The sequence below is a fragment of the Neobacillus sp. DY30 genome (assembly GCF_030123065.1).
In the GTDB taxonomy this organism is placed as follows: domain Bacteria; phylum Bacillota; class Bacilli; order Bacillales; family Cytobacillaceae; genus Neobacillus.
The window spans coordinates 3274371-3288601 of record NZ_CP126093.1 but is presented as its reverse complement, the minus strand read 5'-3'; the positions used below and the strand labels follow the sequence as shown (position 1 = coordinate 3288601).

The 14231-nt window shown below is 37.5% G+C and carries 14 protein-coding genes and 1 pseudogene; 3 read left to right on the top strand and 12 right to left on the bottom strand.

Annotated elements, in window-relative coordinates; genetic code table 11:
- Positions 1-204 precede the first annotated feature (204 nt).
- Positions 205-795 (bottom strand): copper resistance CopC family protein, encoded by a 591-nt coding sequence (locus tag QNH29_RS15890; protein ID WP_283860362.1) that lies wholly within the window; start codon positions 793-795, stop codon positions 205-207.
- Between the two features lie 411 nt (positions 796-1206).
- Between QNH29_RS15890 and QNH29_RS15885 the strand changes: the two genes are divergently transcribed.
- The gene (locus tag QNH29_RS15885; RefSeq protein WP_283860361.1) at positions 1207-2217 is read left to right on the top strand and encodes a metal ABC transporter solute-binding protein, Zn/Mn family; all 1011 of its coding nucleotides are present in this window, start codon (positions 1207-1209) and stop codon (positions 2215-2217) included.
- Positions 2218-2314: 97 nt separating this feature from the next.
- Here QNH29_RS15885 and QNH29_RS15880 read toward each other — a convergent pair.
- Together QNH29_RS15880 and QNH29_RS15875 are read right to left on the bottom strand one after the other, a co-directional pair.
- Positions 2315-2943 (bottom strand): annotated as a pseudogene (locus tag QNH29_RS15880) (5'-methylthioadenosine/S-adenosylhomocysteine nucleosidase); the annotation flags it as partial.
- Between the two features lie 111 nt (positions 2944-3054).
- A complete protein-coding gene (locus tag QNH29_RS15875; protein WP_283860360.1) occupies positions 3055-4134 on the bottom strand; it encodes an NAD(P)H-dependent flavin oxidoreductase in 1080 nt (359 codons plus the stop codon).
- 347 nt (positions 4135-4481) lie between these two features.
- On the opposite strand from QNH29_RS15875, the gene QNH29_RS15870 reads away from it, so the two are divergent.
- Complete coding sequence (locus tag QNH29_RS15870; RefSeq protein ID WP_283860359.1) at positions 4482-5159, top strand: hypothetical protein; 678 nt, start codon at positions 4482-4484, stop codon at positions 5157-5159.
- A 410-nt stretch (positions 5160-5569) separates the two neighbouring features.
- Here QNH29_RS15870 and QNH29_RS15865 read toward each other — a convergent pair whose 3' ends face one another.
- On the bottom strand, positions 5570-7219 hold the full coding sequence (locus tag QNH29_RS15865; protein WP_283860358.1) for a flavin-containing monooxygenase: 1650 nt from the start codon (positions 7217-7219) through the stop codon (positions 5570-5572).
- A 48-nt stretch (positions 7220-7267) separates the two neighbouring features.
- The gene (locus QNH29_RS15860) at positions 7268-8212 is read right to left on the bottom strand and encodes an alpha/beta hydrolase (protein WP_283860357.1); all 945 of its coding nucleotides are present in this window, start codon (positions 8210-8212) and stop codon (positions 7268-7270) included.
- Positions 8213-8374: 162 nt separating this feature from the next.
- On the opposite strand from QNH29_RS15860, the gene QNH29_RS15855 reads away from it, so the two are divergent.
- A complete protein-coding gene (locus QNH29_RS15855; RefSeq protein ID WP_283860356.1) occupies positions 8375-9049 on the top strand; it encodes a response regulator transcription factor in 675 nt (224 codons plus the stop codon).
- Between the two features lie 222 nt (positions 9050-9271).
- Here the strand turns inward: QNH29_RS15855 and QNH29_RS30485 are convergent, their stop codons facing one another.
- The 7 genes from QNH29_RS30485 to QNH29_RS15825 all read right to left on the bottom strand — a co-directional run bounded on the left by QNH29_RS30485 (position 9272) and on the right by QNH29_RS15825 (position 13921).
- Entirely contained in the window at positions 9272-9355 is an 84-nt protein-coding gene (locus QNH29_RS30485) for a putative holin-like toxin (RefSeq protein ID WP_369689651.1), read from the bottom strand.
- Positions 9356-9475: 120 nt separating this feature from the next.
- Positions 9476-10387: a TIGR01777 family oxidoreductase gene (locus QNH29_RS15850; RefSeq protein ID WP_283860355.1), complete on the bottom strand. Its 912-nt coding sequence runs from the start codon at positions 10385-10387 to the stop codon at positions 9476-9478.
- Positions 10388-10531: 144 nt separating this feature from the next.
- Positions 10532-11353 (bottom strand): STAS domain-containing protein, encoded by an 822-nt coding sequence (locus QNH29_RS15845; protein WP_283860354.1) that lies wholly within the window; start codon positions 11351-11353, stop codon positions 10532-10534.
- Positions 11354-11444: 91 nt separating this feature from the next.
- Entirely contained in the window at positions 11445-12056 is a 612-nt protein-coding gene (locus QNH29_RS15840) for a PP2C family serine/threonine-protein phosphatase (RefSeq protein ID WP_283860353.1), read from the bottom strand.
- A 74-nt stretch (positions 12057-12130) separates the two neighbouring features.
- Positions 12131-13135 carry a PP2C family protein-serine/threonine phosphatase gene (locus QNH29_RS15835; RefSeq protein WP_283865652.1) on the bottom strand — a complete coding sequence of 335 codons (1005 nt, stop codon included), beginning with the start codon at positions 13133-13135 and terminating at the stop codon, positions 12131-12133.
- Positions 13136-13138: 3 nt separating this feature from the next.
- Positions 13139-13552 carry an anti-sigma regulatory factor gene (locus QNH29_RS15830; RefSeq protein WP_283860352.1) on the bottom strand — a complete coding sequence of 138 codons (414 nt, stop codon included), beginning with the start codon at positions 13550-13552 and terminating at the stop codon, positions 13139-13141.
- A 3-nt stretch (positions 13553-13555) separates the two neighbouring features.
- The gene (locus tag QNH29_RS15825; RefSeq protein ID WP_283865651.1) at positions 13556-13921 is read right to left on the bottom strand and encodes an STAS domain-containing protein; all 366 of its coding nucleotides are present in this window, start codon (positions 13919-13921) and stop codon (positions 13556-13558) included.
- Between the last annotated feature and the right edge of the window lie 310 nt (positions 13922-14231).

Genomic DNA, 14231 nt, shown 5'->3' with positions numbered 1-14231 from the left:
TCACAAAACCTCTTTCTTTTTTCTAAGCTATTACAATGGTCAAAAACCATCACATTTCAATATAATAACTTCTTAAACTTGATATTTGAATACAACCAAAGTCTTAGATTTATAGATTTTTTTGCTCCTCGAAAAAAAAGACAAGAGAACAATGGTTTCCTGTCTTTTTTGTCATGATTTTTAGTGGATGCTCAGCCAATTCAATTAACTCTTTTTCTTTTTAGTAAAGAATAAAAGTACAATTCCTAAAATAATGATTAAGATAATAATAAAAGGTACGAACATGATGGATGAAAGATTATTATTTTGATTATCGGTATTTTCCACTGCATCAGAAGCAATATTTTGTTCTTCGCTTTTTTCTTCTCCTTGATCAGTTTGGCTGTCATCTCCTTGATTTACAGCACTATCCTCAGGAGTAACAGGATTAGATTCTACTCCATTTTGTTCAATTTGAACAACGAAATTAATTTCACCTTTTATTGGGTGACCATCTTCTCCAACAATTTTCCATTGGATTTTGTATGATCCGTTTTCTAATGGTTTTGTTACTGTTCCCATTAAATGCTTTTGTTCAACTTTGATTCCTTCTAATGGAATGACATTTCCATCCTTAACTAATTCCATCGTGCTTAATTCCTCGATAGTAGTAGCAAAAGTAAGGATGATTTGTTCAAGATTCTCTGTGACAACCTGTCCTTCTGATGGATTGGAGGTGGATAGACTTGTGTGTGCACTTACAAATGTCGGTACTATCATAATGATAGAAAACAAGATAATTATGATTTTTTTCAAGATAAGACTCCTTTCATTCTGACTACTGATGTTCTGTAATGATTAAATTAGTTACAGTTCTAGTAGCTGTTCCTAGCTTTATACATATTAACACGACGAATAAGTGTTTTTAAGTCTATGGAAAAATTTCATAAAAGTCTCACAATTTATTATCAGTATTAAATTTTATAAACAAATTAAGAGCTTTCCTGATTTCACTAGGAAGCTCCATGTGGTCTTTGAAAATATTCAATCTACCTTATTCTAAATAACGAAGCTCCCTTTTATTTATTATGTAGCATAACTGTCGTAATATTTTTTAATTCGAAATGATTCCTAAAATCATTTACAGATTCATAATTTAATACTATAATACAAAACGTAATCACTACGATTTGCGCAAAATAAATAATTTATGAATGGAGTTTAGAAATGAAAATACCAAAATTTATTTTTTCAACCATGCTGATGTCTGCTCTATTGTTAACTGCTTGCAGCGCGAAAGAAACTCAAACAAGTGAAGAAACAGAAAAGAATGGTACGTTAAAGGTATCCACTACCATATATCCCCTTGAAGATTTTGCTAAAAAAATCGGCGGGAACTTTGTTGAAATCCAGAGTATTTATCCTCCAGGGGTTGATGCTCATTCATTTGAACCTACCACCAAGGATATGGTCTCTCTTGCTGAATCTGATCTATTCATTTACACGGGAGCTGGTGTTGAAGGTTTTGCAGATAAAGCAGTGGAAACATTAGAAAAAGAAGATGTCACAATCGTAAAGGCGGCTGAAGGAATAAATCTTTTAGCGTCCTCCCATAGTCATGAGCATGAGGCTGCGGAGGATCATGCCGACAAAGATGAAGAACATTCCCACGAAGATGAAGAACATGGACACGTAGAAGAAGCACATGAACATGGAGATGTTGATCCCCATGTATGGCTGGACCCTGTCCTAGCCATTGACTTGGCCAATAATATTAAAGTTTCACTAACTGAGTTAAAGCCTGAGCATGCAGATGATTTTGAGGCTAATTTTCTAAAGTTAAAAGGTGAATTAGAAACACTAGATCAAGAGTTTCAGACAGTTGTCGAAAACTCAAAAACTAAACATCTATTAGTGTCCCACGACGCCTATGGCTACTGGGAGGAACGTTATGGTCTTGAAACCATTGCGATAAATGGTCTTTCACCTACACAAGAACCTTCACAAAAAGAATTAGCGGAAATTATTAAAGAATCAACACAACATGGAATCAAGTATGTGATTTTTGAGCAGAATGTCTCACAAAGAGTATCTGAAATCATTCAAAATGAAATCGGCGCTAAGTCGCTCACTCTTCACAATCTCGAGGCTTTAACAAAGGAAAATGTTAAAGAGCAGGAAGACTACTTAAGCATTATGAGAAAAAACATAGATGTTATTAAAACGGCATTGAATTAGTAAAAATAAATTGAATCCTGCCACACTGAATGGTGGCAGGATTTAATTTAAAATGCGTTTCCACAAAAAGTAGAAACGCACCCTACAGATTAATTATTTATTTTTCGATCTTAGAGATGTATTCTTTAACAACTTCATAAACATATTCCTGATTTGCGGCCGCTGTACCAGGATCGTACGTACCGCCATTTGTTTTATTATTCGATAGGATTCGAATACCCAGGAATGCAACATCGTATGCATCGGCAATTTGTGCCACGGATGCCCCTTCCATTTCTTCTACATCAGTACCGTATACTTCATGGATCCATTGAATTCTATCTACCTCGCTATTCCAAAAGTCTGCTGAACCAATTGTACCTTCAACAATCTTACCCTTTGTGTATGTGTCTTTTACTGCATTAGCAGCAGCGAGCAAATCTTCATCTCCGTAGTAGTAACGGACCTTGTTAGCATTTTCATCCGATCCGCTTCCTTCCGAAGCCATTAAATCCATCGGAATCCATGTAGTTGGATCATTCCTTGTTCATCTTCCATATGGGTTGTTTTTAATGAACCAATGTTTGTCGTTCTTTCCCCTAACACAATGTCAAATACATTTAGCTCTGGATTATGTCCACCTGATGTACCTTGGTTGATGATCGCGATCGGTTTATATTTTTCAATGGCGACTGCGGTTGCAGCAGCTGAATTTTCCATTCCCTTTCCTGTTTTCGTAACGATAACAATAACTAATAAAATGTTCGTATTTCAGGTTAAAAGTAACATGTTTCTGGCTGTGATTCCCATCTATTAATAAGAAAAGCGATTCTTCGTACGGAAGGATCGCTGCTACTTCTATATCTTTATAGTAATGATTTTAGCTTCAGTTAAAATGGTATTGAATAGCATTTTAACACTCTGATTTTTCGCTAATCGAGGACTTTGTCCAGACCATAGTGAAAGATAATCTGTGTTCTGTTGAGAAGAAGAAGCTTTTCTTATAGGTTGAGTTAGTGCATTTTGAATTGGGAAATCTGGTAATAAATCTTCGTGTTTCTCCATATCCGCGATAAATTTATTTTTAATTCCTCTTGCCCATTTGCCAGAAAACGCTCGGGTTAACACCATCTGGTCTTCTTTCGCATTTATGATAGCTTCTTTGTATATCTGCTGTGCACCGCTTTCCACACAGGTTAAGAAAGCAGTACCCATTTGGACGCCCATAGCACCTAAGCATAGAGAAGCCATTAAACCTCTTCCGTCCATGATTCCGCCAGCTGCAATAACCGGAATGCTAACATGATCGACTACTTGTGGAATCAAAGACATTAAACCTATTAAACATTCATGACTTTCACGAATAAAGTTTCCTCTATGTCCTCCCGCTTCACTACCCTGTACCACAACCAAATCCATTCCTGATTTTTCCACTTCAATGGCTTCCTCTACTGTTGTAGCCGTTGCAATTAGAATAATTCCATTAATTTTTAATTCTTCTATAACTTCCTCAGAAGGAATACCAAATGTAAATGAACAAACGGGGACTCTTTCTTCGATGATTACTTTGATTTGTTCATTGAATGTTTTAACTAGTTGGTCATATGTAGGGATATCTATGTTTTGATCCTCGTGTAATTGTAATTGATCTCGAAATGGCTGTAAGAGCTGATCGGCTGACTTTATATCACTATCTGTATAAGCAAACTCGTTCGGAACAAATAAATTAATGCCAAATGGCCTTTTTGTTAACTGTATTATTTCCTTGATTTGCTCACGGATTTGATTAGGAGTCATATAGCCTGCTCCTATCATTCCAAGACCTCCAGCATTAGAAACCTCCACGACTAAGTTGGAAGTCGTTATTCCTCCCGCCATAGGAGCTTGAATAATGGGGTAATCGATTTTTAAAAGCTGTGTCATTTTATTATTAAACATGCATTATACCTCGTGGTTTATATTTTCAAATCCCTCTACTCAAACACTATGAGTCTTTAAGATTGTTTCTTTAAATTTGTATATTACCATATTATTACTTTATTAGAATAAGGACAATACAAAGGATTCATAAAAATAGGCCCCAAAAATTGAAATTACCCCTCATCTTTACAGAAACCAGTGTAACCATACTCATTGGAAAACGTCTACTTTATAGAGAAAAATGTTGCAGCATACAACCAAGCACTGGTCGTAATCCAAATTTTAATTGTCATCAAGAAAGGATGATTGTTATGTATCAATCAAAAAGGTTTCGTTTTTTTCTGATCAGTTTTTTGGTGTCCCTGATGTTTTTTACGCCTATGATGTTTTCTCCTATGCCGGTTAATGAGCGAATATCAGCGGCTGAGATGAAAACAGAGAAAAAGCAAAAGGATAAAGTCAAAATGACGGTTGAATATAAAGGCAAGATCCATCGTGATTTGGAGACGCATTACTACCTATTTTCAACTTCAAAGAAAGGAACCATTGACATTAGTTGGGGACCCGATACAGTGGGATCCGATTATATCATCACAGATAAAAACTGGTCTGCAATGTATGGAAATGGCGATGAATTGCCAGCAGGAGAGTATATGTTAGTGATTACGTCAAATCCAGCAGAATCACCGGAAGATCCATCCCTGCTTTCGTATCATTTTATCCTAAAAGGTCTAACATTTAAGCAAGCTCCAGATACTACACTCCCAAAACTAAACCTTGAAAGTCCAGCCCAGCTTGTGACACACCTTCCTTTAGGGGAACATGATATCGTATTCAAAGGTTGTTCGGATGCTCCGAGTATCATTTTTACTGACGAGGAAATGACAGAACAGTTATCAAATTCATTTGAAAAAAGTATTCACTTTGATGAATCAGCTCCAAACTATCGTGCATACCGAATAACTGCCACGAATGAATCCGGCAATAGCGTTAATCGGTATTTTGAGATTTTTTATGAAGGTGGAGTTACGGAAGTAAATTAATAGGTTCCGTAAGTATGATGGTCATGCTACTCTACAGGTGACTAGTAAAGTAGCATGCTAGTGTTTAATATTGAATTTCCTTCATGAGACTCCTTTTCTGATTTCATTTATGATTTTGGGCTTCATGAACCCTTCATGAGGCCCCTTTTCAGATAATATTTATAATTTAGGGCTTCATGAACCTTTCATGAGGACTTTTTTCTGATATTATTTATAATTTTGGGCTTCATGAACCCTTCATGAGGTCCCCTTTTCTGATAACACTGATGACTTTGGTCTCATGAACCATTCATGAGACCACTTTCTGAAATCACTGGTATTTTCGGGTTCATGCTCACTATTGATTCCATTTTCACACCATACAAATATCCCTAGACAAATGTCTAGGGACTATTTCTGAAAAAAATGATTTATTTTATACTCCCCTGAATAGGTACCGATGATTTTTCAAATGTAAACCCTTCATATCCCTTCTCAGCGATTTCTATACATTTCTGGCGATATGCACCGACGCCGCCTAAATAGATTAAGAATCTGCGCGTTTTTCCAGGAATATTGGCCCCGGTATACCAGGAGTCTGCTTTCGTAAACAATGTGGCATCTGCAACTTCGGCACAATGCTTGCTCCATGCTTCTTCCGCATCAACATTTGCTTCAACAGTCTCTAACCTATTCGCTTCCATATATTCAATGCAATCCGAGACCCATTCTACATGCTGCTCAATGGATGCCGGCATATTACTAAGAACGGAAGGGCTTTCTGGTCCGGTAATCATGAAGAAATTAGGGAAACCAGCATTGGCAACGCCGAGGTAGGTTCTTGTATTTTCTCCCCCATTCCATTTTTCCTTCAGTGACACACCATCTTTACCTCGAATGTCCATTTTTAACAATGGACCTGTCATACCATCAAATCCGGTAGCGAACACAATGGCGTCTAGTTCATAATCTCCCTCAGTGGTACGTATACCCTTCTCCGTAATTTCTACAATTGGATTTTTCTTCACATCGACTAACGAAACATTATCCCGGTTATAGGTTTCATAGTAATCGGTGTCGATAATTGGGCGCTTTGTTCCGTAAAAATAGGAAGGCAGAAGCTTTTCTGCAACTTCTGGTTTTGTAACGATGGAGCGGATTTTAGAACGGATGAATTCGGCCGCCAGCTCATTTGCCTCTGGATTAATGGTAATGTCATAGTACGAGGTGAATATACCTTGACCGCCAACCTCCCACGCCTCTTCGAACTTAGCCAAGCGTTCCTCAGGTGTTACCTCCAGTGCTGATTTCGTTGGCACTTCTGCAGGTGCTCCTCCTACTGATTCACGAATTTGGCGCTTAATTTCTTGAAAATTCTCCTTTGCATTGAGGATATACTCAGGATCATAAGGATGATTTCTTGCTGGTGCACTGTATTGCGGTGTCCGTTGGAAGACGGTGAGATGCTCTGCTTCGGCGGCGATGACTGGAATCGCTTGAACACCGCTTGAACCAGTCCCGACAATCCCCACTCGTTTTCCTGTAAAGTCAACCTTTGTGTGCGGCCAATGACCAGTGTGGTACCAATTCCCTTTATAGTTTTCTAAGCCATTAAATTTAGGAAGGTTTGATGCAGACAAACAACCGACACCCGTGATAAAATACTTCGCGGTGACAGAAGTACCATCATTTAGAGAAATCAGCCATTGCTTATTCCCATCATCGTAATGCGCTGACTGTACGCGGGTTTTAAACTGTATATCAGGTCTCAAATTGAACTTATCAGCAACAAAGTTAAGATATTTTAAGATCTCAGGCTGCTCTGGATAACGTGAGGACCAAGTCCACTCACGATAAAGCTCCTCTGAAAAAGTATAGTTATAATAGATACTTTCCGAATCACAGCGCGCTCCAGGATAACGATTCCAATACCAAGTACCGCCAACCCCATCGGCAGCCTCATATACTCGAGTTGATAATCCCGCTTCACGTAAGCGATAAAGCATATACATACCTGAAAAGCCTGCACCAATTACAACTGCATCAAAACTTGTTTGATTACCCTCATTTTTCGTTGCCATTAGCATTTCCCTCCCTAAAATTAGGTTCAGATAAAGCTTCTATAAGAATTAGACTCTACTTACTTCTTGATCTACTTTTGCTAAAAAAGAAGCAAATTTGTCGATGGACCCTTTAATATCTTCCGGGAAAACCGCCATATTCGTAAAGAATCCGTGGACTAAGCCTTCCTCACGTGAAGTTTCTACATACACTCCAGCTTCCCGAAGCCGTTCTGCATAGGCTTCCCCTTCATCTCGTAACACATCATACTCTGCTGTCAGTACATAGGCAGGCGGGAGATTACGTAAATTTTCTTCGAGAATCGGTGCAACCAATACATTCTTCGCGTCCTCTTCATTACGGATATAATAATTACCGAACCAAATCATCAGGTCTCGATCTAAACCAAATCCTTCTTTAAATTCTTCATAGGATGGCGAATCGTAACTTAAGGCCGTTACCGGGTAAATAAGTACCTGACCAGCAATGGCGGGTCCGTTTTCTTCCCGTGACTTTAACGTCATGGCAGCAGCCAGATTGCCCCCTGCACTATCGCCGCCTACAACAATATTGGAAGCGTTTGCATTTAATGCCGCAGCGTTGTCACTTACCCATTGTAAAGCTGCATAAGAATCTTCGACCGGTACAGGGAACTTATGCTCTGGAGCGAGTCGATAATCGACAGAGACGACTATTCTTTGGGTCTTATTTGCTAACATTCTACAGCTGGCATCAGCTGTTGGAATATCTCCTAATACCCAGCCGCCGCCATGATAATATACAAATACCGGGAAGGGACCTTGACCTTCTGGTGTATAAATTCTTACGTTAATTTCTCCACCATTCACTGGAACAAGACGATCTTCAATCTTTGACAGCGGAGCAAGTTCTACCTCTACTGGCGGTGCCATCGCAAACATATCTCTTACCGTTTGCGGTTCTAATGATGCGATTGGCGGCATTTGCTTAAATGCCTCTAAGTAGAGTTGTGATTGTGGTTTTAAATTTGCCATTGTCATCTTCCCTTCGTATAAAAAATTTTTTATCTTTTTTTGTATAAGCATAGTAAGTACTATCTAAATACTAAAATATTTTGTATAATTTGAATATTCCTAATTTTGTATCTACCTAATCCCCCAAAAGGAGATGATAATTTGGCTTCACAGCATACCCTGATGGAAAAGATTGTACAGTTAGAGGAAACGGCTAATCATGAAGAGAAACTGTATAAAATTTTAGAATTATACATGTCGATCTACCCTGCACGGAATTCGTATTTATTCCGTTTTTCACCATTAGGTTATTTAGGTGAAGGGATTATCATGTTAAATTCAACTGGAATTGTTTACATAAACGAAATTCGCGATAATATACGTACGTTGCCTTTCATCTACTCTGCCATCTTAGAAAGAAGAGCAAAATATTGCTGTGGAATTGAATTTTTAAAACAAACAAGCAGTAAATATATCCTTACTTCGAATGTGAATTCATTGGCCGTCGTCCCCATTTGTTTTGGTAAAGTGGTGACAGGCTATATTTGCACGACAGAATTCTCAGAAACTGCAGTGATCGATGAACGAACGCTTACCTCGCTTACTGATTATGGAAGGATGGTTGGAAAGTATCTCGAGAAGTCCAACTCACCTGAAGAAACACCAGATTTGAGTAAAAGGGAATTAGAAGTAATGAGAAAAATATCATGGGGAGAAAGCACAAAAGAAATGGCAGCAGCAATGGATATTAGTGAACTGACAGTTAAGCAATATGTAAAATCTGCAATTAAAAAACTTGGTGCACAAAATCGTTCCCATGCTGTAGGTGAACTTTTAAGAAGAGGTATTATCTCTTAGTTGAAATGTAAACGCTTTCTATCGATTTTCCTATTTAGATTATCCGTCATTTATGTTTCTTTTTTACTATTTTTCGTTATAATATAGATAAGCATGAACATAAAATACAAAGACCGAACATGGTGCAACATGTCGGTCCGGCAATAGTTGGTCCTCTCAAATGGGACGGCTGTTTTATAACGTAATCTGTAATCCTCCCTTGCCTTCTAACTCATGGGAGGGTTATTTTTTTTGATTAAATGTTAGGATCGCAATAACTAAACTAGCAAAACCAAACATAATCATCAACGTTTCAAAAACTGTCAACCAGCATCACCCCCCTCCATTGGGAGCATACCGGCCACACATGAGACAACCCTACTATTGCCATTTTAGTATACCATAAACAACATAATATAAGAACATACATTCGATTCTTTATCAAAATTATCTATTACTATGTATAAGCAAATCTTCTAAAGCCGAACGGAGTGTTGGGAACATGAATTCAAAACCTTCTTGCAGCAACACTTGAGGAACCACTTGCTGCCCCTCCAAAACGAGTGCACTTTTTTGCCCCAGGACCATTTTCATTGCAAAAGAAGGTACAGGAATCCAATGAGGTCGATGTAAAACCGATCCAATGGCCTTTCCGAAATCATTCATTTGGAGTGGTGATGGTGAAGTAACATTCACCGGTCCTCGCAGTCGATCGTTCTTTATGGCAAAAAGAATAGCACGGACAACATCGAAGACATGCACCCAGGAAACCCATTGTTCGCCGGACCCTACTTTTCCTCCGGCAAATAGTCGATAAGGCAGAGCCATAAGCGGCAGGGCACCCCCCTCTTTACCAAGTACTACCCCAAATCTCATGTAGACCCCACGAACAGAATGTTCTTCCACTTGTTTTGCTTTTTTTTCCCAGTCGTGGACTGTCTTTCCAAGGAAGTCATTTGCGCGTTCTGGGGAATTTTCTGTATATACTGCGTGAACCGAGGAAGGATAGATTCCTAGGGCGCTTGCATTTACAAGAACGGAAGGTTTCTCATGTAGTGAGGCAATGATTCTTAGTAACTCATCTGTTGCGGTCATCCTACTTTCATAAATTTGTTTCTGATGGGTTTCACTCCATCTGCCATCGTTGATGGAAACACCCGCTAAGTTAATAAAAGCATCTGCATGTCCTATTTCCTTTTCTGGTGAACTACCTTTCTCCAGCCACTTTACATATTGTACCTTCTCGGAAGGTTCACGTTTTCCTCTTGTTAAAATAACAACACGATGCCCTTCTGAAAGAAGCAAGTCTGTTAACTTTTTACCGATAAATCCTGATCCTCCAGCGATAACTATCCTCATTACACATCCCCCAATTGGACAATACTCTTGCATAAATTATACCATTTTATAGCAGAAATTATCGTTGGTGATGTGAGTTATATTGAAAAAAAGCATAAAACCCCGGGAAGCGAACCTTCCCGGGTATTATATATATTTATAGAGTTAACTAAGATAATTATTTAATGTTTGCTGCAGTGTTGCTTTTGTTTCTGTATAACTAGTAAGATCGATCCCTAAATGAACCATTTGTCTAACAAGTTCGGGTCGTAATCCGGTTATAACTGACTTAGCCCCCATCAGTGTGATACCAATTAACACTTTTTGAAAACGAGCGATGGTTACTTCATCCATATCTGATATTCCTGATAAGTCCATAATTAATGTCATAATCCTTAACTTTGCAATATCTGTTAATACTTTTTCTTCAATAATATCCATACGATAAGCATCAAATGTACCAATCAACGGTAATACAGCTACCGTTTGGCTGACTGGTATGATAGGTACCGAAAGATGTTCTACTAATTTCCTTTGGGAAAGGATTAATTCATCTTTATATTGAGAATAGCTAATAAAGAACGAGTTTAAAAACTCATCAATCCCATCATTAACTTTTTCCTCCAATTCGAAAAAATTGTCTGCAAAATTAACATCTTCTTTTATTTGATCATATTGTTTGATAAAATACCATAACGTACGTCTAATTGCATGAACCCATTCCAATTTGAACGCAACAGTTAATGAATATCTCGCCCAGGCAATGCCTTCTTCATTAGCGAATGCAATGAGTTCTTCGTTTCTATCTTCCACTACATAAAGAACTAGCTTTTGAGCATTTTTTAATAAATCAATATTTCCATCTTTTAATATACTCTCGATATTAGTGGCAACATTAACAGCCTCTGATAATAGTTTTTCTTGAAATTCCTGTTTATTAATTGTAATATATTCGGATATATTTGTAGTATCATAGAATGTTTCCAATTTTTAATTCCTCCTAATTCCCTCTTACGCTTACAGTGTTAACTCGATATTAATACCCGAATTTTGAGTAATTAAACTTTTTTTGGCTATTTTAAAAAAGTTGACCTACAAGATAAGTCAGGTCATCTTTCCCTGTTTTTGCATGGTTATCAATATAATTAGAGATTTCTTCAATCGAACTAGAGGAGCTTGCTAATGACTTTATACCGGTTATCGTAAGACCATCCGTGTGGATAATAAATTTGGATCCCTTCTCATACGTAAATGTTTCGCATCGGTATTTTTGAGGCCTCCCAGATAAATATCCTAGAATAGGCAGTGGATAGATAAACTTTCCAGAAGGGCACGAAAGAACAAATTGAATGTTTCCCACTGAGCTATAGGTGAAAGTCTTTTGTGAAAAATGTGCCTTTAAAATGGAAAGAGTGGCACCTCTTTTATTTTTGAGAACCTGATTGCAATAGTCAATTAATACCTCTACATCTTTATCATGGTTTTTTTCCACTTCCTTACGAACTGCATCCGACGAATGAAAGGCATGCTCCCCGCTGCCTAAACCGTCACAAACCGCACAAATAAAGTATTCTTCCGTTACTTTCATATAAATGCTATCCCCGTTAAATGCATTTCCTTCCTTAGGAGCTTGATAGGCAATTGCCTGAATATGTTGGTTGCTACATTCAAGCCTTTTTTTACCCTCCATCTTTACCAGTGCCTTTCATAAATTTTTGGTTAGTTTTTGTTATATTCGATGCACAATATGATGTTGAACATCCACTATAGCTTTTTAAAAATAATTAGCGTAAAGTCATCCCTTATCTCGTAATTTTGTAATCTCTCAATATCACGATAAATGTTCTCTACCATTTCTTGTGCGGACAAATGCATATAAGTTTTAATTAAATCTGTTATGATTGATCGTTCAATAAAGCCCTTTTCTGTCTTTGATTCAGTCACACCATCAGATAGCATAATAATCATATCCCCAGGTTTAACCTTCTTTTCAAATTGCTCATATGTAATATTCTGTTGTACACCTAAGACCATGCCTCTTGTAGTAAGATCCTCAAAGGATTGTGAAGCCGCATGATAATAGAACCCTTGTTCATGGCCAGCAGCAGCATATGTAAATGTATGGTTACAAAAATCATAAATTCCGTAAAACATGGTAATAAACATACTGGAATCAAGATTATTTTCTACGACATTATTTAAATTTGCTAACACTTCTTTTGGATTCTTTATGCACTTCGGTAAACTATCCATTCCATACTTAATCAAAGTCATACATAGTGCAGCAGGTATTCCTTTTCCAATTACATCTGCAATGGCAACACTAATACTTTTTTCGTCCTCAATAAAGCGATAAAAGTCTCCATTTATTTTCTTCGCCGGTACACTAATGGCGCCAATATCCACTTCATCCAGCCGCGGAATGGACGTTTCTAAAAAGTTTTCTTGTATGCTCGCAGCCATTTCAATTTCCGATTTAATTTCAAACTGCTTGTCCCTCAAGCTTTGGTATTCTTGATAAGCTAAGCCATAGTTCATCATAAATTCAATAAGGAAATCAAAAGAAGACAAAATTTCCTCTCTAATATCAGGAAATATATCCTTTAAGACTTTACAATGGATACTAATAATTTCTTCAGGGGGTATTTGCTGTTTAATGGATTTCCTGCTGAACATTTGTGCTTGATACAATGATGCTTCAGAACATTCTTCTATATATCTGCGAAGTATCTCCCGATAACTGGATTCTAAAATTGGTTTGAAATCTATCATTTATCGAAACCTCCCGCGAAGCCATTTTACTACCTGGATGGTTGTCCCTTTCCCAACTGTGGAGGTCAAATCAAATTCGTCCATTAATCGTTTTACCCCGGGTAAACCTGCCCCTAAACCACCAGATGTGGAATATCCATCCTCCATCGCTCTCCTAATATCCTGGATTCCCGGACCATAATCACGAGCAATTACTTTTAAACCTCGTTTTTCAAGAGCACTGACAGGCTCGAAATGAATCTCTCCCTTACCGGCATACAAATAAATATTTCGTGCCAACTCAGAAATTACAGTGGTAATTCTTGTCTGGTCAACTGTACCAAACCCAAGCTTTTTGGCAATGTTTCTACCATGCTGCCTAGCTGTAACAATATCCCATTCTGATAATATTTTTATAGAGGATTCATATTCCATGATTTAATCCCCCAACCCCTTTTGTAATATTTCTAACCCCTTTTCTAAATCTAATGCTGTATCGACATCTTGGAGATGAATTCCGAGTTCAACTAACGTAATCGCTACAGCTGGTTGAATGCCTGTTAATACAACTTTTACACCCATCATTTTGGACATACTAATTACATCGCCTAGAACCTTAGCAATAAACGAATCAATCATATCAACAGAAGTTAAATCAATTACTACGCCGCTAGCACCGGTTTCGTGTATTCTTTCGAGTAAAGATTCTTGAAACTGTAAAGCTGTTTGATCATCAAGCTCCCACTGAATGGAAACAAACAGATAATTATATAATTTTAAAATTGGTATTTTGGTATTCATTATATTCCTCCAATTGTGTAACCTTTCGATTCGGTATTACTATCGTATCACTAGATTCTCCTGTTATTAACATAACTTTAGTTCTAAATTATATAGTACCTTAAGCTTGATTTATCGTTCTTTGGTCTCTAATCTGTAAGCATTGGACGAAATACTTGTTACATTTACGAATAATTTCAAATCCCAACAAGTCAAAAAAAAGGACTATCAATAAGATAGTCAAATTTAATAGAAAGTAAGGGGATATAGGGGAAAGCAACTATTTATTACATACCCGTATTTTTAAAAATTAAACTGAAAAAATGGTCATTTT